The sequence below is a fragment of the Pleionea mediterranea genome, from assembly GCF_003148745.1.
In the GTDB taxonomy this organism is placed as follows: domain Bacteria; phylum Pseudomonadota; class Gammaproteobacteria; order Enterobacterales; family Kangiellaceae; genus Pleionea; species Pleionea mediterranea.
In genome coordinates, this window is sequence record NZ_QGGU01000006.1 from 38,591 (window position 1) to 62,071 (window position 23,481).

Annotated in this window: 17 protein-coding genes and 1 pseudogene; 14 read left to right on the forward strand and 4 right to left on the reverse strand. The window is 42.5% G+C overall.

Annotated elements, in window-relative coordinates:
• Positions 1-154: 154 nt before the first annotated feature.
• From gshA to C8D97_RS08830, 6 genes are all read left to right on the forward strand, one after another.
• A complete protein-coding gene (gene gshA, locus C8D97_RS08805) occupies positions 155-1,723 on the forward strand; it encodes a glutamate--cysteine ligase (protein ID WP_109763410.1) in 1,569 nt (522 codons plus the stop codon).
• Positions 1,724-1,769: 46 nt separating this feature from the next.
• Positions 1,770-2,258, forward strand: coding sequence for a GNAT family N-acetyltransferase (locus tag C8D97_RS08810; RefSeq protein ID WP_109763411.1), 489 nt, complete (start codon positions 1,770-1,772; stop codon positions 2,256-2,258).
• Between the two features lie 129 nt (positions 2,259-2,387).
• Positions 2,388-3,824 (forward strand): B-box zinc finger protein, encoded by a 1,437-nt coding sequence (locus C8D97_RS08815; protein WP_109763412.1) that lies wholly within the window; start codon positions 2,388-2,390, stop codon positions 3,822-3,824.
• 278 nt (positions 3,825-4,102) lie between these two features.
• Positions 4,103-4,528 carry a GNAT family N-acetyltransferase gene (locus C8D97_RS08820; RefSeq protein WP_109763413.1) on the forward strand — a complete coding sequence of 142 codons (426 nt, stop codon included), beginning with the start codon at positions 4,103-4,105 and terminating at the stop codon, positions 4,526-4,528.
• A 122-nt stretch (positions 4,529-4,650) separates the two neighbouring features.
• On the forward strand, positions 4,651-5,055 hold the full coding sequence (locus C8D97_RS08825) for a hypothetical protein (RefSeq protein WP_109763414.1): 405 nt from the start codon (positions 4,651-4,653) through the stop codon (positions 5,053-5,055).
• Positions 5,056-5,130: 75 nt separating this feature from the next.
• Positions 5,131-5,508 (forward strand): hypothetical protein, encoded by a 378-nt coding sequence (locus C8D97_RS08830; RefSeq protein WP_109763415.1) that lies wholly within the window; start codon positions 5,131-5,133, stop codon positions 5,506-5,508.
• 46 nt (positions 5,509-5,554) lie between these two features.
• Here C8D97_RS08830 and C8D97_RS08835 read toward each other — a convergent pair whose 3' ends face one another.
• Positions 5,555-5,803, reverse strand: coding sequence for a winged helix-turn-helix transcriptional regulator (locus C8D97_RS08835; RefSeq protein ID WP_280951669.1), 249 nt, complete (start codon positions 5,801-5,803; stop codon positions 5,555-5,557).
• 1,048 nt (positions 5,804-6,851) lie between these two features.
• Between C8D97_RS08835 and C8D97_RS18595 the strand changes: the two are divergent.
• Positions 6,852-6,941: pseudogene (locus C8D97_RS18595) on the forward strand (hypothetical protein); the annotation flags it as partial.
• A gap of 123 nt (positions 6,942-7,064) precedes the next feature.
• Here the strand turns inward: C8D97_RS18595 and C8D97_RS08845 are convergent.
• Positions 7,065-7,553, reverse strand: a complete 489-nt coding sequence (locus C8D97_RS08845; protein WP_109763418.1) for a GNAT family N-acetyltransferase — start codon at positions 7,551-7,553, stop codon at positions 7,065-7,067.
• A 70-nt stretch (positions 7,554-7,623) separates the two neighbouring features.
• Here C8D97_RS08845 and C8D97_RS08850 point away from each other — a divergent pair, with 70 nt between their 5' ends.
• From C8D97_RS08850 to C8D97_RS08875, 6 genes are all read left to right on the forward strand, one after another.
• Positions 7,624-8,160, forward strand: a complete 537-nt coding sequence (locus tag C8D97_RS08850; protein WP_109763419.1) for a phage tail protein — start codon at positions 7,624-7,626, stop codon at positions 8,158-8,160.
• Between the two features lie 18 nt (positions 8,161-8,178).
• Positions 8,179-8,712: a phage tail protein gene (locus tag C8D97_RS08855; RefSeq protein ID WP_109763420.1), complete on the forward strand. Its 534-nt coding sequence runs from the start codon at positions 8,179-8,181 to the stop codon at positions 8,710-8,712.
• 10 nt (positions 8,713-8,722) lie between these two features.
• Positions 8,723-9,262, forward strand: coding sequence for a phage tail protein (locus tag C8D97_RS08860; RefSeq protein WP_109763421.1), 540 nt, complete (start codon positions 8,723-8,725; stop codon positions 9,260-9,262).
• Positions 9,263-9,852: 590 nt separating this feature from the next.
• Positions 9,853-10,677 carry a sulfotransferase gene (locus tag C8D97_RS08865; RefSeq protein WP_109763422.1) on the forward strand — a complete coding sequence of 275 codons (825 nt, stop codon included), beginning with the start codon at positions 9,853-9,855 and terminating at the stop codon, positions 10,675-10,677.
• 36 nt (positions 10,678-10,713) lie between these two features.
• Complete coding sequence (locus C8D97_RS08870) at positions 10,714-18,333, forward strand: putative Ig domain-containing protein (protein WP_109763423.1); 7,620 nt, start codon at positions 10,714-10,716, stop codon at positions 18,331-18,333.
• A gap of 150 nt (positions 18,334-18,483) precedes the next feature.
• The gene (locus C8D97_RS08875) at positions 18,484-19,272 is read left to right on the forward strand and encodes a VOC family protein (protein WP_109763424.1); all 789 of its coding nucleotides are present in this window, start codon (positions 18,484-18,486) and stop codon (positions 19,270-19,272) included.
• 101 nt (positions 19,273-19,373) lie between these two features.
• On the opposite strand, the gene C8D97_RS08880 is transcribed toward C8D97_RS08875, so the two are convergent.
• Complete coding sequence (locus C8D97_RS08880) at positions 19,374-19,793, reverse strand: DUF3617 domain-containing protein (protein ID WP_109763425.1); 420 nt, start codon at positions 19,791-19,793, stop codon at positions 19,374-19,376.
• A gap of 418 nt (positions 19,794-20,211) precedes the next feature.
• On the opposite strand from C8D97_RS08880, the gene C8D97_RS08885 reads away from it, so the two are divergent.
• On the forward strand, positions 20,212-22,827 hold the full coding sequence (locus C8D97_RS08885; RefSeq protein ID WP_109763426.1) for a polyprenyl synthetase family protein: 2,616 nt from the start codon (positions 20,212-20,214) through the stop codon (positions 22,825-22,827).
• Between the two features lie 69 nt (positions 22,828-22,896).
• Here C8D97_RS08885 and C8D97_RS08890 read toward each other — a convergent pair whose 3' ends face one another.
• Positions 22,897-23,376, reverse strand: a complete 480-nt coding sequence (locus tag C8D97_RS08890) for a PaaI family thioesterase (protein WP_109763427.1) — start codon at positions 23,374-23,376, stop codon at positions 22,897-22,899.
• Positions 23,377-23,481 lie beyond the last annotated feature (105 nt).

The following is a 23,481-nucleotide window of genomic DNA, read 5'->3' on the forward strand; positions in this document are numbered from 1 at the left end:
ATGCTGCAGTGGTTTAAAGTGTTACACCATGTAAACTGGTCGTCTAAAGCCCTGCATCGCCTTGCCTGACACGGCTGTTATAACATTGCTCTACTGGCAACAATAGAGTGACTATGGCATAGTGAGCGCACCCTAATTTAATACAGTTTGTTTAATGACCATTACCTATTCGTCCGAGAAAGAGCAACAGTTTTGGAACGAGAATGCGGCTCAATATTTAAACGGCATACTGCGTGGACTGGAAAAAGAAAGTTTACGAATTTCGCCCGATGGCCACATAGCGCAAACACCTCATCCAAACTCTTTGGGTGCTACGCTGACCAATCAATACATCACCACCGATTATTCCGAGGCGTTGCTTGAATTTATTACACCGCCTACGGATCAGTTGCATAAGCCTCTGGAGTGGTTAACCGACATTCATCATTTTGTCTATCAAAATCTGGACAATGAGCTGTTGTGGGCTACCAGTATGCCCTGTGTGATGGGCAATGAACTGGATATCCCATTGGCTTATTTCGGCAATTCAAACTCTGGCCGAATGAAAACCATTTATCGGGAAGGTCTGGGTCATCGATACGGTCGCTTTATGCAGACCATTGCCGGTGTGCATTATAATTTCTCGTTGCCTGATTCTTTATGGCAAGCGCTTAAACAATTTGAAAACAGTGACCAGTCGCTTCAAGATTTTAAATCCGAACGCTACATGGGAATGCTGCGTAATTTTCAACGCAACAGCTGGATCATTCCTTATTTATTTGGTGCATCGCCGGCATTGTGTGAAAGCTTTTTAAATGGACGGCCAACACAATTAAAAACCTTGGTGCCGGGTACCCGCTATGGTCAATACGCAACGTCATTACGAATGAGTGATTTAGGTTACCAAAATAATGTTCAGTCGCGACTTAAAGTGTCAACCAACTCGCTCGATCAATACATAAAAGATCTGGAAAGCGCGATCCGCACAGAAGATCCCTATTATAAATCGGTGGGGGTAAAGGTCGATGGTAATTACAAGCAACTGAATGCCAATGTGTTGCAAATAGAAAATGAGTTTTACAGCAATGTTCGACCGAAGCGTACCTCACAATCGGGCGAACGGCCCACCAAAGCATTACGTCAACGAGGCGTGGAATACATAGAAGTACGCGCACTGGATTTAAACCCTCTCAGCTCTATTGGCGTGACACAAGCGCAGCTGAATTTTCTTGATGCGTTTATGCTGCACAGTTTAATGCAGGACTCTCCCTGCATTACAGAGCGGGAAGAAGCCGAAACCAAAGAAAACTTTACCCGGGTTGTTAAAGAAGGGCGTGATCCACAACTTCATCTTTTAAAAGAAAATAAATTAATATCGCTTAAGGCCATGGCGCAAGATTTATTCAGTGGCTTTTCGGTTGCTGCAACATTACTCGATCAGGCTTATCAAACCAGTGACTTTTCAACCACGGTTGAGCAGCAAAGATCTTTAATCGATCATCCCGAGCAAACATTGTCAGGACAAATTGTTGCTGCTATTGAAAAACGTCAGGATGGTTTTTTCCCCTATGCGTATGAGCTGTCGGAACAATACCTTAACACCTTTTCAAAGCGCCCTTTAAATGACGAGGTTCATCATCTCTTTCGTCAGGAGGCTGAACAGTCACACGAGAAAAAGCAAGCTATTGAGCAGCAAGACTCATTAAGTTTTGAAGCGTTTTTGGCGAGCTATTTTGCCGACTGATCATTATGCATAATCGCAATGCCCATTAATAATAAAGGAGGATCATATGTCTATTTCAATTCGTAAGGCAACAGAGAAGGATTGCTCAACCATATTAATCTTTATTAAAGCTCTAGCCGATTATGAAAAGCTGGCACATGAAGTGGTCGCTACCGAACAGTCACTGCGCGATACTTTATTTGGTGAGCGTCCGGTGGCGCACGTATTTATTGCCGAGTATGACGGCAAGCCCGCTGGATTTTCATTGTACTTCTATAATTACTCAACGTTTCTCGCAAAGCCGGGTATCTATTTAGAAGATCTGTTTGTGCTGCCAGAATATCGCAATAAAAAAATTGGTAAGGCGTTATTGGTTCATCTGGCAAAAACCGCCCTCGAAGAAAACTGTGGTCGTTTTGAATGGTCAGTACTTGACTGGAATACTCCCGCCATTGATTTTTATCGGGCGATGGGTGCCATTGGTATGGATGGATGGACAGTGCAGAGAGTGGAAGGTGATGCGCTAACTGCACTTGCGGCGAAATCTATTGGTTAAAGTAAAGGGTTAAATCGAAAGGTTAAAACCATCGGCTAATACCTCCATTGGATACTCGTTGCGATAGGCCGTCGACAAATTGTAGTTAAGGCTTATTGTAGCTAAAAAGAATGATTTAGGAACTTGGTAATGGATTGTAAATACCACCCCGACACAAAAGCCTCCTGGCACTGCAATGGCTGCGATGTTGCCTTCTGTATTGATTGTGTACCGGAAGATGCCCGCAGCAGCACACCAAAATGTTCGCTGTGTCGACGATATTTAACCCCCATGGGGATCAGCGAAAGCATTACACCTTTCTGGTTTAAGCTCGGCCATTTTTTTGCTTACCCTTTTGCACCGCCATTATTGATTGTGGCCACCGCTTTTTCTTTGCTGTTTGCTTACTTTTTTAATCCAGATAATATTTCACTTATGGCTATTCCATTCTGGTTGATTGCCACTGGATTTATTACCAAAGTATTTTTTTCCATTATGGAGTACACCGCTTACGGAAATCTGGATTCCCCCAACTGGAAGAAAATGATGTCCACCGATAACGGCTGGATGTTTCTAAAACTGCTCGCCATGATGATTGTATTGGTTATAGTTATCTACAAGTTAGCCAGTGTGTCCATGATTTTATCAGTTGGCGTGGCAGTATTTTTCTTTTTGGCTTATCCGGCTATGAATATAATTTTGTGCATGGACAAAAGCATGTGGAGTGCACTTAATCCCGCGCGAATTTTATATGTGATGTCGGCCATAGGTGGCGGCTACTGGATCTTGTTTGGTTTAATCATAATGTTCGGCCTTTCAATGTCGTTTGGTATGTCGTTTTTAGCCGGTTATATCGACCAGTCTGTTGCTGTACCTTTGTCGCAATTTTTCTCTTTGTACTTGTCGTTTGCCATGTACCATATGTTTGGCTATGTCATTTACCAATATCATTTTGAATTGGACTTTTCTGTCCACCGTCAAAACTTATACAAAAATATTCGAGCCCACGGTAAACACACCAGTGAGGTTATGGATGACACTGCAAAAGCCGTTAAAAGCAGTGGGCTGACGGAAGCTGAAATTTTTATTCAGGAAGGTCGCTACGAAGAAGCTGAAGCATCGCTAATTGATGCGCTAAAACAGGACGACAGCGATAACCAGGTGTACGAACTTTTGTATAAGCTTTTTGCCCTTCAAGGCAATATTAGTTACATGGTTAAGTTGTGCGAAAAACACTTGAAGAAACTGTCTGAATCCCGATCAAGCAATTTAATGCGCATTCATTATTTGAATACACTGCAGCACCAAGTCGACTATTGCCCAAAAGATCCTAAAGTAGCGCATCAATTGATTAAAGCTCTTAATCGTAAAGAAGACGCAAAGCCGGCATTGCAATTACTCAATCATCTTAAAAAGCACCATATTGACTACGATGGCCTGGCCGATGCCTGCTTTACCTTTGCAAAAATGCTCACGGAAAAGCTCAATAAACGCCAAGAAGCCGCAAAAATAATTCGCTGGGGCATGAACGTGGCAAATGAGAAACAAAAGGAAGCTATGGGAAATTATTTACGCTTGTTGGTTTGATGGGGATAGCTTTATTAATAAGCGCTTATGCGGGTTAGTAACTATTTTGCGGATATATGTTTGTAGGTAAGTCGCAAATATATTGAATTTATTGACAATACACTGGCGCGTATAATGGACTTATACGCTATAGAGCGATCTATACAGCACAGTTGGAAAAAGTAACTTTTGCTCTAGCGCTTACTGTTAAAGGTCTGTAGGCTTATTAATTAAAGTTGAAAGCGGTTTATTTAAGCTTTCGTGAATATAATATACTGTTAGTGCACTATAAGGCCCATATGCAATTCAAGTTCCAGAAAGCGACAATTGAAGATAGAAATTACTTGCTAGAGCTTAGAAAGCTGACAATGGTTGAGCATCTTGAAAAATCGGGACAATTTCTTTCCGAGCTAGAACACGAGAGAAGATTGGATGAAAATTACGAATGTTCGTATTTAATTGTCCACCATGATGAAGTTATCGGAACATTAAAATATCGAGAATTTGACGAAAAGATTGAGATTATGCAGCTTCAAATTCACCCCGATTATCAATCCAAAGGATTGGGGGGAAAAGTTCTTGAGCAGGTTTTAGAGTATTCCAAGCCAAAGTACCTCGAGTTGACAGTTTTAAAAGAAAATAGAGCGCTTAATCTATACAAAAAACTTGGGTTTTCGGTTTTTGGTGAGGACCAACTTGAGTTCTTTATGCACACAAAGCACTAACAAAGCGCAGCAAAGGGACGGCTTACTTTACGCACGTCTTGCGCTGGTCGCTGCGCTCCCATTTTCGCGCAAAACGTGCATAAAGTAAGCCGCCCCTGTGCGCGGCGTTACATGTACTAAATATGAATAAACTTCTAGTTATTATCAGTTTATTGCTTCCTGTATCAGTGTTTTCTGAAACGCTAGAAGGCGTCTGGGAAATAAAAGTTGCCTCTAGCGGGAAAGATCAATTTCCTTGGTGGCAGCACGTTAAATATCCTACAAAGTTGGAAGTTTCTATAATAAACGGAACTTATAAGTTTCAATTTACAGACCAGCACAATTACACATGTTCTGGATCGGCAATGAGTGTCAATAATAGTAATGAAATTGTTTTTGAGTTTTGCGGTGGCTTAGGCACAAAAAGCGAACTTGCATGGGAGCCAATCCATCATGCAAAATTAGTCCAAGGTAAACTGCATGGTGTAGTAACAACCAATCAACATTTATTCAATTGGGTCGGTGAGCGTGCCAAGACAAACATGTAACAAGGTCAATGACTTCGCGTCTTCGGCGCCGAACGTTCGTAGCTCGCACTGGTTATGGTGGAGTTATGAGTCGACATGAATAGAATGATTTTCTGCTCAATGATGTTTTTTTCAAGTATTTCTTACGCGAACAACGAGAGAGACCAGGGGTGGCACCAGAACATAAAGTTACTTGGGGAAAACGGCGGGAGTAAAACGGCGATTATATCAAAGCTTGGCAAACCAAATGAGGTTAAGGTTTTTACTGCAAGTGATAGCGCTAATTTTTTATCTGGCATTACTCCTTCACATTGCCGAACCATTCAGCAAGGCACTGAAGTCAATGTTTGGGCTTATATGGTTTCGCCCTCAGGGCATTATCAAATATTTTTAACAAATAATAATTTAGTGTGTTTAAGGTGGGTATCTAGTAATGTGCTATTTACAAACATCGCAACTTATAACAAGCGCTAAACAAATAAGGACAGTCATAAACTTTTTCGGCCACTTATGGCTGGCGTTACACCTCTTGCTTCACCTTTCTCAAATGCTCGGTTCCCCACTTTTGCAGAGCCGTAATAATTGGAGCTAGCGTCAAGCCGTAATCAGCCATTGAATATTCCATTCGTGGCGGCACTTCTGGGTATACCTTCCTTACTATCAACTGATCAGCCTCTAATTCCCGGAGTTGCTTGGTTAGCATTCTCTGTGTAACACCCGGCATCAGTCGCCGGAGTTCATTGAAACGGATGGTGTCCGAGTTGGCCAAAGGGGTCGAGTCAATTGTTTATAGTTTAAATTGTTTGGCCTTAATTTATAGTAGAGAAGCAGTGACCCAAAGCGCAGCCGTTTGGTTGCGTTTTTTTGTTTGTAACCGCTAAAAAAATGCTTTTTTACGACCTTAGATTGGGAAGTAACAGCTTACAGGCGGCGTTTATCTTTTCAATAATGGGATCAAAGTGAAGATCAGAGATCTTCACTTTGACCATTTTTCCCAGTAAGCCGATCAGGGTAAACCGGTTGAAGTGATCAATTTATGCCGGCACACCAATCATTTTGATGCAGTGCCTACAGGTACGGGAACTGGTGAAAATGATCATCTTGGCTATTTTTAATTGATCATATTATTCCGGTATGTATTGACCACTCTACTGATAATTATCATCATAAGCTTCTAGTAGAGCGGTAATACAGCTATGCCCATGAATTACGCTCATCGAAATTAAGCGTTCTATTGTGACGAACATTGCTGCAGTCATGATGATGAAGAACGACAGTGCAGAGAAATATGGGTCTTTATCAAGAACACCCAGGACCAATACCAAATAAAATTGTTGTAAGCCAAGCAATTGCGATGATGAACAAAAAACGATCTTTCTCTACAATTATTGCTCGCATAAATACAGGTCGTCATTAAAAGAGTCATTGTACCTAACTGTAATGACTTTCTCTGTTCCATTTCCATTATTAGAATACTGAGATGCATTCATCGTTTTAAAATTATTGCGATTTTATTGGTGATTGAGTTTTATTTGTAATCGTTCGGATTATGTCGTTTTAATTTCTTGCGGGATGTGAGTTTTGAGTCTAGCTTGTAAAAAGGAGTTTGTTACATCAGTATTTTCTGGAATATGGTTAGTGAAAAATTAAGCCGTAGTAGGTCAGTCTAATCTGAGTTGATTTTGGAGAAGTTCAAACGATGGATAACTATAATTATGAAGCTTTATGTGAAATTATTGGTCAAGAGGTTGTTGTCGAAGATAGTCAGGGCAATGCCGTTTCTTTAAAGCTCTCAGACGTCAATAAAGGGAAAATAGATGGCGAGGAATGGGAAGCTTTTTCTGTTATTTATCAGGGGGGGGAAAGAATTCTTTATTCCTCAGGGAACCTACATTCTTAAACACTCAGAATTCGGTGAGCGCGAGCTTTTTTTGTCACCCAACTCTGAAACAGAATACGAAACGGTTATCGCACGAGAGCGTAAAAAAACAAGCCTCAGCGTCGATACTATAGAGCCGATTATGACAATATTACGGACACCACTCCATCAGCAAATAAATATCATTTGTTTGGGTTTTCAACTTAAATCCAAGTCGTTCGTAAAGTTGCTTGGCCGGGTTGTTATGTTCCACATGAATTGTCACAGTTCGGTTACTTTGGCGCGCTTCTTCAAACAATTGCGTGAAGTAATAGGATCCCAGCTCGAGATTTCGGTAGTCGGGCATCAAAGCAATATCAACCACTCGAATTTCGTTTTTCCAGTAATCGACAAACAGCCGGCCAACGGACTTACCCTGGTATTCAATTATATAAAAGGCATCGCTGCAATAATACTGTGTGTAATGCGACAGCTGAGCGTTGAACTGTTGCGTAATAAATTGTTTTTTTTCTTCCGATGTAAAGTTGGTCATTGCCAACTCGCTCTCTCGGGTCGATGCATAGAGAGAACGCATAAAGGGAATATCATCGGTTGAAAATTTTCGTAAAGAAACTTTTTGAGTCCAGTTTTTTATTGTCATAGAAATTGGATTGGAAAGTAAAAAAATAGATTGTGGGGTGACTCACATAAATTGTAAAGAGGAAACTGTTATGGCTGAACCTTTTTTAAGTGAAATACGAATGTGGGGATTCGGTTGGCCTCCACGAGGTTGGCAGGAGTGTGATGGTCAGTTAATGCAAATCAGTCAGAATGAGGCGTTATTTTCGCTTCTAGGAACAACGTTTGGTGGTGATGGTCGCTCCTCCTTTGGTTTACCCGATTTGCGCGGTCGATCGCCGATGCACTCAGAAGAAGGGGAAATTCAACTGGGTGAAAGAGCCGGTACAGAATCCGTCACGTTAAATGTTGCTGAAATGCCGGTCCATACTCATACGTTACGAGGTTCGACAGAAGACGCAAACGCCAATGATTTTTCGGGACGAGTGCTTGCAGCTGGTTATCAGACTGAAGGACGTCCAGCTCGTCGGGGGCCAAAAGATGTTTATGGATCGCCTAATAACCTGGTGCCGCTGAATTCGCAAAGTGTATCGAATGCTGGAGGTAATTTGCCTCACAATAATATGCAACCTTCGTTGGTTGTGAATTTTTGCATTGCCGTAACGGGTTTATTTCCGTCTCGCAATTAACTCAGGAGGACTGAATCAATGAGTGATCCATATATCGGCGAAATACGCATGTTTGCGGGTAATTTTACTCCGCGTTCTTGGGCGAATTGCAGTGGACAAATGATAGCAATATCTCAGAACAATGCCTTGTTTGCATTGTTAGGTACAACTTATGGTGGCGATGGTCGTACATCTTTTGGCTTGCCTGATTTTCGTGGACGTATTCCGATTCATCAGGGACGAGGTAATGGTTTAACGCCGCGCTTTTTAGGACAGCGGCTGGGTTTCGAAAGAGAAACATTGAGCACAAATCAAATGCCGAGCCATAATCATGCGTATGTGGCCAGTCGTGATGATGCAGACTCCAGTAATCCGGCAAATGATGTGATGGCGTCGCAATCCGATGGCGATCAACCCTATGCAGGGAGTCCCTCGGATCCCGCAAATTTTCAACAATTAAACAGCCAAACCATTGCTTTTTCAGGGGATAGTCAGTCGCACAACAACATCATGCCGTTTTTGTGCGTTAACTTTATCATTTGTATGGTTGGTGCTTTCCCGCAACGACAATAAGGAGCCAATAATGTCAGAACCGTTTATTGCAGAAATTCGTATGTGGGCATGTAACTTTGCGCCACGTTCCTGGGCCTTTTGTAATGGCCAGTTATTACCTATTTCAGAAAACACAGCACTGTTTGCGTTGATAGGCACCATTTATGGCGGTGATGGAAGAACAACCATGGCGCTTCCTAATCTATCGGATCGCGTGCCCATGAACCCAGGCAATGGTCCGGGGTTAACACCAAGGCGATTGGGTGAACGCAGTGGCCAAAAAGAAGTCACGCTGACTGAAGCTCAGTTACCGCAGCACGATCATATTTTAAATGGTGTTGCTGAAGGAGGAAATTCAGGCCAACCAAGTGAGGCTCATTTTATGGGGCAAGATGTCGATTCGGCAGCAGAAATTATTTCTTACACGTCGGATCAAATGTCATTAAATGCTAACTTATCGCCACAAAGTCTTGCTAACGCCGGGCAAAGTCTTGCGCATGAAAATCGACAGCCTTTGATGGGCATTAATTTTTGTATTGCGCTTCAAGGACTGTTTCCTTCTCGCAGTTGAAAAAAGTGCTGAAGCATAGGCTTCGACTCATTTTAGGTAAGAGTATTCAGTGAGTAAGGGCGACATTGAATGAATAGACAGTATTACTTCATTTCAGGTTATTTTGATTGGGGTTAACTTTGGTTATTGCTCATACACAGGAAAACTCTCAATTGTATGCAGCGATGTCCAGTCTGGAGGTTTCTTTAATGAGTGATTGATGAACAACTGGGGCTAGTGATAGGATCTTTACTTTTTTGACGACAAACTTAGTGGGGAGAATAGTTACTAGTCATAACAGGAGGGAGAGCAATACCGATATAAATTAAAGTGTATTTTTTAGTTAAAATAAAACTATATGTATTTAATTTCTTGCGGTATATGCTTTTTGAGTCTAACTTGATAGAAGGAATTTACTGTATCAATTTTTATTATTATCCATTTGGATGATTGTTTATAAAACACTCAACTTATAGAGAATGCTATAACTTATAAAAATTTAGTTGAGAAATGATAGTGATGGTAATTACTACTTGGCTCACCTCGTTGCTGTGAGCCTTGATGTTATATGTTCTAATTTACTAGAAACCCTATAAAATAGTTTATAAATTATGCTTAATAAGTTTCACTTTATTTCGGGGCTGCCACGTTCTGGTTCGACATTACTCTCAGGATTGTTAAAGCAAAATAATCGTTTTTATGCGGCAATGTCCAGCCCGGTTGCATCTTTAATGAATGGATGTCTTGAACAAATGGGTGCGGGAGGAGAGTTTTTCACCTTTTTTGACGATAAAAAGCGTAAACATGTATGTCACTCGCTTTTTCAATCCTATTACTACGACAAAACCGATTATGATGTAATCTTTGATACCAATCGAATCTGGAATGCTCGCTTGCACCAGCTCTCAGAGTTATTCGAAAACTTTAAGATTATTTGTTGTGTTAGGAATCCTGCTTGGATAATGGATAGTTTTGAACGTATTTACCGAAAAAACCCCTTTGATTACAGTCGCATGTACAGTCCGCAATCTCGGCAGACGGTTTATTCGCGATGTGAAGCGCTAATCAATGCTGCAGGTGTTGTTGGAAGTGCTTGGACTGCGCTAAAAGAAGCCTATTACGGCGAGCATTCTCATCGATTACTGTTACTGGACTACGACTTACTCACGCAGCATCCTGAAAAAACACTTCGATTGTTGTATGAGTTTATTGATGAATCTCCGGTCGATCACGATTTTGAAAATGTTGACTATCAGGAAGCCGACTTTGATGAAAAGTTGGGAGTCAAAGGTTTGCATACGGTAAGACGAAAAGTTGAGTTTTCACCACGCCGAACCATTTTACCGCCGGATTTGTTTGCCAAATACAGTGAAATGGCATTTTGGAAAGATAGTACAGGGACTAATGCCAGTATTATTTCGCCGAAAGAATCTTAGATTTTTATTGAATTAATTATAAATTAGGATGAAGTTATGAATCGAGAAAGCGTTCATCAGATTGCCGTTGCTATGCTTCCTTTAAGCTTGGGCGTGAGTATGGGGTTATCTTCGTCGCCGACAGGATCTTATTATGGTCGCTCATCCTCTGCATCACTTTATCGATCAGGTAATGTTGATGTTTTTCTTGATCGCCCTGTACAACCATTGGGTAATCGTCAATCAAAGAAGGCTAAAACGAATAAACAATTGTTGGCTTTAAAGGATTTGTCTGCAAGTAATTTAGATATTCCTGACAATATTAATTCTGATACACAAAAGAGAATGAATTTAAGCCATGTCGACGATGTAAAGTTAATTAAGCTTAACAAAAATGAGAGTACTAATTTAAATAGTCAGTCATTAACTTATCAGGAAATTGAGCTAAAAACATTACACCCAACCAGAGAACTAGTGATTATTGATGCCTCAATCGAAGACAAGCATGTTTTTTATAATATGAGTCGCCCTGGTGTGGATGTGGTTGAAATTAAGTTTACTAAAAACAGCTTAAATCAACTATCCAACGCTCTTGCTAATTATCAAAATCTTGATGCATTGCACCTGGTGTCTCATGCAAAAAAAGGCGTTATTTATTTAGGAAAGCAAGCTATAACAGAAGATAAGTTGAAGCAAGATGTTCAAGCTTTAGCTTCTATTGACCACGCGCTAAAAGATAAAGGTGATGTTTTAATTTATGGTTGTGATTTAGCGGCAAACTCATCCGGTGATCATTTATTAGAATTGATTGCAAATAAAGCAAATGTCGACGTTGCTGCTTCCAATAACAAAACAGGAGCTAGCGATAAAAACGGCGACTGGGACTTGGAAATTGTTAAAGGGAATATTGAAACCGATAAACCTTTCAGCGATTTAGCGTTAAAAGATTTCACGTCAATTCTCCCGATTCCTGGGGAAATTCGATTTGAAATTAGCGCCGCCACTTCAGGTGCTTATGATGGAGCCGCGGGCACTGATGCAAGTTATACCAATGGGGGGTATACCATTGTTGCAGATGGTGCTGATGTTAGTACGTATATAACGAACGGCAGTAATTATGTTTATGCCGGATTCTTCAGTAGTCCTGAATCTTTATTAACTTTAGACTTTTCAGGTGGTGAGACCTTTGATGCTTCGTCCATTTACATTAAAAATGGCAATGTAAACGGCGCAGACTTCACAATTACATCCGATGTTGGGGATTCCGTTACCTCATCATCTTTAGCAACTTACAGCGGAGAGACGGTTGATTTAACCGGATTCGATGGCATCACAAAACTCTACATTACGCCAAGTACGCCGACTTTTTGGGGTGTTGATAACCTGAATATGAGTTTTAATACCAACACCACTCCTGCCATCAGTATCGATAATTCTACACTGGCATTTACCGAAGGCGATGGTGTAACTCAAATTGATAGTGCTGCAACTTTAAGCGATGCTGACGGTGATGCCGACTGGAATGGTGGAACACTGGTTGCGCAAATAACAGCAAATAACGAAGCGGCCGATCAACTTTCAATCCCGGATAATGTTGTTGGTTTGATCAATACATCAGGAACGAATTTATTAAACGGTGGAACCGTCATAGGAACACTGAGCGCCAGTGAAGGAACCGTGACCAATGGTACGGCGTTAACCATTACGTTTGATTCCGATGCAACCAACGCATTGGTGCAACAAACCTTACGCGCGATTCATTACAACAATACATCAAGCACACCGGGAACTTCTGATCGTACCGTTACTTTTACAGCGACGGACACCAATACCGATAGCGCCAACGATACAAGGACAATTTCGGTTGATGATACGCCCGACAGTGACGGCTCATTAACGGCTGCCGGTGGTGTAACTGAACCCGTAGGTTTAGATACAACGGTCGATACGGTCGGCGAAGCGGTTGATATTTTCGATTTTACGTTAAGTGATGGTGGAACATCTGACGGATTGGCCATGACAGTCAGTGAGGTGGTCGTTAATGTGAGTGGAACAACAACCGACACGCAACGCGACAATATCACCTGGCGACTGAATGGAAATGATGTGTCGAATGTGACGGGAGTTTATAACGCCGGAGCCGACACCATTACCTTTTCTGGATTGAGTATTTCCATTGCTGATGGTGGCAGTGAAACGTATACCATCAATGCTTATTATAACGACAACACCAATGTTACTGAAGACAATACGTTTATTCTAAGTGTGGATGGCGATACCGACTTAACAGTGGGTGGTGCTGGTACACAAATGGGAAGTACGTCTGCCATAACTAATGGTAGTGGCGGAACACTCGATGTTACTGCATCTGCATTAGCGTTTACAACACAACCGGCAGGATCGGTATCAGGCGGTGCATTAACCACACAGCCAGTGGTGACGGCACAAGATGCGTTTGGTAATACGGATGTTGACTTTACTGAAACGATTGCATTAACTGAGTCCAGCGCCGGTACACTAACAAACGCAACACAGAGTGCTGTTTCGGGAGTTGCCACGTTTACCAATGTGACCTACACCGCAACCGCAGACCAACAAAGTTTTATCTTAACCGCAAATGATCAAGACGGTGTGGGATCTGATTTATCAACAACTGACGCTAATTCAGTTACTTCCGATGTGGTGGCTACCTTACTGCTGTTTGATACACAGCCAGCTCCTTTATCTGTTAACAGCGGTATTGCAACTAACTTTACAACGGTGCCGGTTGTTTCTGCACGAGATGCTATCGGGGTAGTTGATACTGGCTACAGCACCGACATTACGTTAGTCGAGGTGAATGGAGCGGGTTCGGCAACCATGAGTGGAACGGGTGACACCGATGGTAATGGTGCGACGGTGTCCATTACGCCCAGTTCGGGAGTGTCCACATTCAGTAACATGCAGATCACTTATACTGCCTCTGGTGGATCGTCGGAAAACTTTAACCTGCAGGCCAGCTCGGGTGGTCTGTCTACGGTCAACAGTAATCAGTTGACCGCACAGGTGCAAGACAATGATGGTAGTTTGATAAGTGCTGCTGGAGTAATAGAGCCGGTTGGCCTGGCGACGACAGTGGATACTATCGGCGAAGCGGTGAATGTGTTCGACTTTACTTTATCGGATGGAGGCACCGCAGATGGAATGGCTATGACGGTATCGCAGGTGGTAGTAAATGTTTCTGGCACCACGTCAGACGTTACCCGTAACAAGGTCAACTGGCAGCTAAACGGGCCGGATGTCAGTAATGTTACAGGAACCTATAACGCTGGAAGCGACACTATTACCTTCACCGGTTTGTCGATTTCTATCGCGGATGCTGCCAGTGAGATCTATACACTCAGTGGCTATTACAATGACAATACAGGGTTGACGGAAGATCAGACGTTTGTTTTTTCCGTTGATGGAGACTCGGATCTAACTGTTGGCAGCTCCGGAACACAGATGGGGGTGACTTCAGCAGTGACTAATGGTACGGGATCTACCATTGATGTCACAGCTTCTATTTTAGCCTTTATCACACAGCCTGCAGGCTCAGTATCGGGTAATACATTAACGACACAACCAGCGGTTACCGCACAAGATGCGTTTGGTAATACCGATACCGACTTTACCGAAACCATTACAGTAACCGAAGCCAGCTCGGGCTCTTTATCCAATGGCAGCGTTTCTGCCTCTTCGGGTGTGGCGACCTTTACGAATGTGATATACACCGCGACTGCGGATCAGCAAAGTTTTACCCTGACCGCGAACGACCAGGACGGTGTGGGTTCCAACTTATCAACGGTCGATTCAAATGCCGTAACGTCGGATGTAGTCGCAACAACACTGGTTTACCAAACGCAACCCGCGCCTTTAAGTGTTAATAGTGGCGAAGCAACAAATTTCACAACTGTACCAGTAGTGTCTGCACAAGATGCTAATGGTGTTGTTGATACCGGGTACAGTACCGACATTTCGTTGGCCGAAGTTAACGGTGCCGGAACCGCAACCATGAGTGGCACAGGCGATACCGATGGTAATGGCGCAACCGTTTCGATTACACCAAGCTCCGGTGTTTCAACTTTTACTGGATTACAAATTACTTATACCGCCAGTGGTGGCTCCAATGAAAACTTTAATCTGCAAGCTAGTTCCGGTGGGTTGACCTCCGTCAACAGCAATCAGATAACGGGTGTGGTTAATACTGCGCCTTCCATTACTAGTACAGCCATTACGACTGCAACGGAAGACTCTGGCTACAGTTATACATTAACAGCAACCGATGCCGACAGTGATCCGCTCACTTTTAGTGCGCCAACGTTACCGAGCTGGTTAAGTTTTAACGCGGGCACTGGCGCATTAACCGGAACGCCAACGAATGATGAAGTGGGTAATCATAATGTGACGCTTCGTGTAAACGATGGCACCGTCGATGTTGATCAAAGCTTCACCATTACCGTGAGCAATATTAATGATGCTCCGGTGGTGACGAGCACGGCAATCACGGCTACAACAGAAGACGCTGCTTACAGTTACACCTTCACGGTAACGGATGACGATAGTGGCGATACCTTAACGTTAAGTGCGCCAACGTTACCGAGCTGGTTAAGCTTTAACGCGGGCACTGGCGCATTAACCGGAACGCCAACGAATGATGAAGTGGGCAATCATAATGTGACGCTTCGTGTAAACGATGGCACCGTCGATGTTGATCAAAGCTTCACCATTACCGTGAGTAATATTAATGATGCTCCGGTGGTGACGAGCACGGCAATCACCGCTGCAACAGAAGACGCTGCTTACAGTTACACCTTCACGGCAACGGATGACGATAGTGGCGATACCTTAACGTTAAGTGCGCCAACGTTACCGAGCTGGTTAAGCTTTAACGCGGGTACTGGCGTATTAACCGGAACGCCAACGAACGATGAAGTGGGCAATCATAATGTGACGCTTCGTGTAAACGATGGCACCGTCGATGTTGATCAAAGTTTCACCATTACCGTTAATGGAGTAAACGATTTGCCAACAGGTGAAGTAATAATTAACGGTACACCAGTACGAAACGAAACATTAACCGCTGAAACATCATCCATTGTTGATGAAGATGGTTTAGGAGCCTTTTCATATCAGTGGCAACGTTCGAGTTCGAATATTTCTGGCGCAACCGGGTCAAGTTATTTACTGGGTGACGATGATGTTGGCCAGACCATCCGTGTGGTTGTGAGTTATACCGATGGTGGTGGTACAGAGGAAACCTTAATCAGTGATGCAACAGAGAGCATAGCTGATCTGGATTCCGATGGAGATGGTATTCCTGATCTTGTAGAAGGGACAGGCGATACTGATGGCGATGGTATTCCTGATTACTTGGATGAAGACAGTGACGGAGATGGTATTCCTGATAGTGAAGAAGGGACTAGTGACTCTGATGGTGATGCCATACCTGATTACTTGGATTCCAGTCCGGATGAAGACGGCGATGGTATACCCGATGTGATGGATGGTAATGCCAATATAGATACTGATGGTGATGGTGAAGCCGATGTCTTTGATACGGACAGCGACAATGATGGTATTCCCGATTTTAACGAATCCAATGCTAGCGGTTTGGATACTGACGGTGACGGCATAGATGATGCCTTTGATGTGGATCAAACAGGAGGCACTGATTCAAATGGTGATGGTATTGATGATGCCGCTCTGGTGGATACTGACAGTGACGGTATTGCCGATGCGTATGATCGGGATTCCGACAATGACTTGGTTCCCGATGCATTAGAAAACGAGTTGGGATTAGCTTTAAGGCAAAATGTTGATCTTTCCCGTTTGTTAATGGAGATGACATCCGACTTTGATGGTGATGGCGTAGAGGATTATCGTGATAATGACTCCGACCAAGATGGTATTACCGATCGCGCTGAATCGTTGGTAAGTGATACTGACAGTGACGGTGATCAAATTGTCGATGCTTTCGATGTTGATATAACCAGCGGTACTGATGCAAACCTTGATGGCATTGACGACAACGTGAGTTTACAGAATTCCGACAACGATCAATCGCCTGATATGTTTGACCTCGATTCAGATAATGATGGCCTGTCAGACGTTACCGAAGCTGGGTTTAATGATACGGATCAAAACGCCTTATTAGACGAAGCTGATGTAGCCACCGATACTCCACAATCAACTGATAACGATGGTATCCCTGACTATCTGGATCGTGACAGTGACGACGATGGCACTTTCGATATTTTATCCGGCGGTGGCGCATCGCTCGATATCGATGGCGATGGTCAAATTGATAATGCGACCGACACCGACGGCGATGGCTTGGTTGATTCAGTGGATGAAGAACAGAATCAATTTGGTAACGCACCTGATCGCGATGGCGATGGTATAGCCAGCAGTACCGATCGTGATGATGACGGTGACGGTATTGCCGATGTTGTCGAAGGTACTCTTGATAATGATCAAGACGGTTTAATCAACGCAAATGATCGTGATAGCGATGGTGATGGATTAACAGACCAGTTCGAGGCGAATCGTCCTGCACCGCTTGGTCAAGATGCTGATAGTGATGGTATAGACGATCGTTACGACGTTGATTTTGCGGGCGGTAACGATGCCAATGGAGATGGTATAAGTGATGCTTTTTCCGTGGTTGATACCGACGGCGATGGTCAGCCCGATTATCTTGATACTGACAGTGATAACGATGGCATCAGTGATTTGCGTGAACAAATTAATGTGGTGTTATCGGGTCAGGATACCGATGGCGATGGTCTCGATGATGCAATTGATGTTGATCAAACTAGCGGTGTAGATGCCAACGGAGATGGTATGGATGACAGTGTGTTTAACAACGACGATATTGATGGCGACGGTGTGTTAGCGTTCCGTGATCTCGACACCGACGGTGATGGTATTTTAGATGCTAATGAAGACGGCGACTTTAATAATGATGGCATTGATGATCGTATTCAGGCTGAAATTAAAGTAGAGCCAACGTCTAGCAGTGGTAGTTCTAGTTTCATCCTACTATTCATGTTAATGATGTTGGCAACATTAAGGAATTCAGTGAAAGCGCGATTAATTTTGGCGTTAATCGCAACGAGTCTATTTTCGTTTAAGCTTAATGCCTCCGAAAACAATGCATGTATTTCCGGAAAAGAATCAAAAAATATGTGCTGGTATATAGGGATGGGAATTGGCGCATCGAAATTCAATCCGTTAACTGAAAATACTAACTGGCAAATAACAGACGATTCATCTACTGCGTCAAAATTAACCTTGGGTCTCGATCTGGGACACGACTGGTTCAGCGAATTGAATTATTCAAGACTCGGAAATGCCAAGTTAGAAAGTGTAAACCCATCATTACAAAATACCGGTAATATTCGATACGACATGTCATCTCTGGCCGTTGGCTATCGCTTACGCGTTAAACAATACGGTTCATTAAATATAAAGGCAGGTTGGGCCGGTATGCATGCAACCTCTAATTTCATCCCCACAGAAAACGACAATTTTTTTATGTGGGGTATTGGAGGGCGCTGGCCTGTCGGCGAGTATGGTCAAGCTTTTCAAGTAGAATATGAACGATTTAAGGATGATATTTCTGTAATGTCTTTAAGTTTTGTTAAGTATTTTTAAGTTGAGACAGTTTTGGCATATATAGTTATTTTTAAATTATTCTATGTAAGCTAAGACTGAGGAGTTATTACCTAGTTGGTCGTTAGAATTGCTTATTCGACCATTTGTTTCATAATTAAATGACTCCACCAACCAAAAGAGGGAACGATTATGGGACAACGTACAGAATACAAGCCTGGCACCTTTTGCTGGCCAGAACTTGCGACAACAGATGCCAATGCCGCTAAAAAGTTTTATGGTGATCTTATGGGATGGCAGGCGATTGATATGCCAACTGAACAGGGCAGTTACACATTTTGGCAGTTAGATGAAAAGACGGTTGGAGCAATGTATCCGTTGACGGCTGAGCAACGTGAACGCAGCATACCACCGCACTGGATTTGTTACGTTTCTGTGACGGACCTTGATGTATCGCTTAAGAAATTAACGTCATTAGGTGGCTCAGTATCGCTTGGCCCACACGAGGTTGGTGAGGCTGGTCGAATGGCGTTTGTGCAAGACCCACAGGGTGCAAACTTCGCATTATGGCAACCGTTAAACAACGCAGGCGCCGAGATAGTTAATGAGCCGGGCACTTTATGCTGGAATGAACTGGCCACAACCGATGCTGCAGCGGCGGAAAAATTTTACAGTGAGTTATTCGGCTGGACTGCACAAACGGAAGACATGTCGATGGGGCCCTATACGGTTTTTTCTAACGGTGAACAAGCTGCTGGCGGTGTCATGCAAATGAATGAAGAGTGGGGTGATATACCGCCGCACTGGATGACCTATTTTTCAGTGGCCGATACCGATGCTGAGTGTGAAAAAATTAAGTCTCTCGGAGGATCGGTTTGTGTTGAACCTTTTTATGTACCCGAAGTTGGCAAGCTGGCGGTTATTAATGATCCTCAAGGTGCAACATTTTCAATTATCAAATTAGATGCGCCCGATCCATAAGCTGGGTGATTTAAATTAATTTCTAACATGAGCATACGAGGAGAATTAAGTTTCACTCGTATGCTCAGCTAAATAGGTTTGGTTAAACTAAATACACATCTTTAGTTACAGTCACCAATTCGCTTGGTTGTCCAGTCCATATTCATTGCCATAACCATTCCGGCCATATTCATATTAATGGCCATATTGCCACTGCCTGCTGTGCTGCTGGACTGAAACTGACCTTCAACGGAAGCACTAGCGCCCGCCATATCGCACTTCATATTAAAGGTTAAGGTATTACCATTCAGCTCATTGGTGATGGTTTTGCATTCTTTCATTTCTTTCACCAGATCAGCAGGGTCAAAGCTTGTTTGCTTTACACATTCCTGGCTTGTTTCAGTAATCGGAGTGCCGCTGATGGGATCAGTCCGTGTCATAGTGGTTTCCCACAAGCCCGGGTTGATTGGCAATTCTGCGGAAAATGCCGATGAATTAATCAATACAGATGAGACAATAATTGCAATGGATAAATAACGCATGGAACACTCCTTTGTTTTGGATGAATTTTAATAACTACTTTTGAATGGTTTGTTATAAATAATAAACGCTTTTATTCATTAATGCTGACTTTCACTCGATATAGTTTGATTGAGTTTTAGACAGTTTGTCTACCATAAAACAGCTTATTACAAATATTCAAGTGACGGTTTGGCATTTGGTCAATTTTGTTAAAAATTGGTTGAGATTGCTTGAGAAACTATGATTTGTGCCACTTTATACCAATACGTAACCTCCTAACTGTAATAAAATCGCGTCTTGCGGTGACTGGAGGAGTGGTACAGTAATTGCTGCTGTAATCAAAATTGCAAAGAGTTATTGCAAAGAGTTAATGCAATGACCAATTGTTATGAATAATCGCTAATGCTTAGGTTGAATTTATTTTAAGAGGGTATTCCATTGTCAGAGAATGCGAATGATGTTTCAGAAGACGTGTACAGCATATTTAAGCGAGCTTCAGCAAGTGATTCTATGGGTAACTTAGCGCCAGTAAATAAAACTGATTTAGATTCAGACAAAATTCGCTCTCCGGCTATGAATTCATCTGTTTCATCTTCACAGCTGGTGGATCCTCAGTGTTATTTTCAGGCCGAAAGTCAGGCCAGAGAATATTTTGAAACTCTTGAAGATATTGCCAATAAAAATGATTTCTTAGCGAAATTATCACAGGATTATCAACAATGGAAAAAGCACAATAGAACATCGATTAAACACAATAGTCTATCGCATCAAATAATCAGGGGGAATAATGAGACTCTGGAAGATTCGAGCTCCCTTGATACTTATTCAGTTGATGTAAACTCCTGGTCATTTCTTAAAAAGTTACACGCCGAAAGAAATCTTAAACATTATTTAACCAAATCCATTCGCTACATTTTCATGCGTGACTTGGGCTTGTCATTAGCCGATAAAACAACGCAAAAAAATATTGAGCAATTGGTAACAAAATTAAATGGATGGATTAAAAATAATGTTAGCAACAGCTCTGGCTCAGGTTCTGAGCCAGATTCTGGCGTCGATTTTTCCGATAAACTGTTGTATGAGAAAGCCAGACAGTACGGGGTTGAGCAAAGCTACTGTTGGTTAATGGCTAAACTGGCACTTGTGCAGCAAAATATGCCTGAGGGTGTTAACGCCACTCAAGGTAGCCGTAAGTTGGTTAAGATTATTGCAGGAGTGGTATTGCATCAACTGATGGCTATGCCTGAACAGCTAACCGACAAAGAAAAATCACAAAAGGTAGAGCGAGCCATACAACTGGGTTATTGCTATGGCTTAACTTATCCTTTTATAGATGATCTGCAAGACTCGGCCATGACATTATCAAGTAATGAGCAGACCTTGTTTAACAATGCAATTCGCGAAAGTTTACTGTCAGGGACAGTGGTTGACTGCCCTGAGTTCAGTGAAAAAAATAAAGCCACCATGCAATTTGTATATACGGAACTTAAGCAGGCTTTTGAATTAATTAAGCAACACTTGCCAGACTCACAATCAACGCGGTTTTTTCAGCAGGCCTACATATTTTTTGAGGCGCAAAATATTGATAGAGCTCGTCAACTGTCCGATGAAAATATTAGCGCTTCAGATCTATTTATGCCCATTATTTTAAAATCATCGGGATGTCGTCAGGTAGCAAAAGATATTGTATCTGACAGTAACGATAGTGATTTTTCTTTTCGCACTTTTTGTTTTGGTATTTACAATCAGTTTAATGACGACATTAAAGATATTTTTGATGATATAAAAGAAAAGGCGGTGACTCCCTACAGTTATCATCTCCATAAACAGAATCATTCAATAAGCGATAATAGTGCAAATCCTTATCGGATCTATTGGTCGGTGGTGTTTTATTTGATCCATGAAGTCTATGGCAATGAACCACAAGCTAAGTCGCTATTGCTTGAGCGCAGTATCAACGCTCATCGAAGTTTGCGCCAGTCCATTGGCGAGCAGTCTTATGATCATTTAAGACAACAGTTATTATCTACGGGTGATTTTGCGTTTGATCAAATGTTTCATCAGCTGGTGGTTGAGTCGGAAAACGTTGCCTGGTTTGATAAATTTGTTAGCACACAGGTGACAAATTATTTTCAACAAAGTCAACAAGCGTCTGCTGATTTTAAGCATGAGTACCAATCGATACAAAACACCATTAATAAACATCTTGGTGTTACTTTATCGAGCTTTCAGCAGCGCACAAAGTCGTTACATAATGGCTATTCTTTAACACGCGCGGCAAATTACAGTTTATCGGCTGGTGGCAAGCGGTTACGTGGTGTGCTTGCTTATGTGACGGGCGTGTATCGCTACGGTCTCGAGTTTGAACAAATAAAACCGGTGTTTCGATTGATCGAATATATGCATACGGCATCGATTATTTTTGATGACAAACCTTCGCAGGATAATTCAGATTTACGACGTGGCAGTGCTTCGCTGCATAAACATTTGCAATGCGAAGCTTCGGCGGAGTTAACCGGTATTTCTTTAATGATGAAAGCGGTTGAAGTGCAAAGCAGTATCCCTGATGTGCCACAGAGCAATATATTACAGTCGTTGCAGTATTCTGCTCGTGTGACTCAGGCGATCTGTGACGGACAATTGATGGATTTAAAGTGCGATCCTTCAACAGCATCTATTGAACAATTGGAAACCCTATGCTTTCTTAAAACCGGGTTGGCTATTGAAGCATCTTTATTGATTCCAGCCATTTTGGCGGGTGAAAATGATATTCAAAAGTCTAAGTTAAAAGAATTTGCCCGACATCTTGGCCTGGCTTTTCAGATAAAAGATGATTTATTGGATGCAACCGGCAATGAGCAACAATTGGGTAAGCCACTTAATCAGGATTCGCAACAAAACAAAGCAACCTTTGTAACCTGTTTAGGTGTAGAGGGGGCGAGCACACGCATGTTTCATCACTATTATCGGGCATTAGATTTACTCGATTCATTTCCGGAGATGCGTGCGTTTATGTCTCAGGTTTCGAATTATGTGATTTACCGTGATTCATAGGATGATTCATAGGAACAATTAACCGCTTCATAAAATCACAGTTATTAGAAATGGTTTTGCTCGTGCCGATTATTTTGTTCGCGCAACAATAAAAAAGTCACCTTTCATATGGGCCACAACTTCACTGGCGCGATCACACAGTTGTCCTTCAAGTTCACAGTGCGCTTTGCCCTTGGCTTGCGCTTGTTGTGTCATATCGAGGATTTGCTGCTCACTGATCTGTAAGCTTAAATGCAAATCGCTGGTTGCCGGTTTTACGAATTCCATGGTTAAATTTTTCAGAGTTGGAACCGTGGTTTCACTGTCAAAAGAAGCTAAAAATAATGCGCCTCCGGTAATATCCGCCAATGTAAATTGCGCGCCCGCGTACATGCTACCCATGTGATTTTTATTCGGCTCCAGTGGAATTTCGCAGGTGGCTTTACCGCGCTCAAGATGAATCACTCTAAGTTTGGCTCGCTCCACAAATGGAATAGCCTGCTCAATGCTGCTTTTTAGCGAATGATGATTATCTGACCGATCTTTAGCTGACGTAGAATCAGTGGACATGGCTACCTCCCGGATACTCAATGAATGGGACGTAACAAGTATAGCCTATGGATAAAGAATCGAAAAAGCCTGCTGAGGCAGTTTAAATCTTTGACTCAGCAGGTT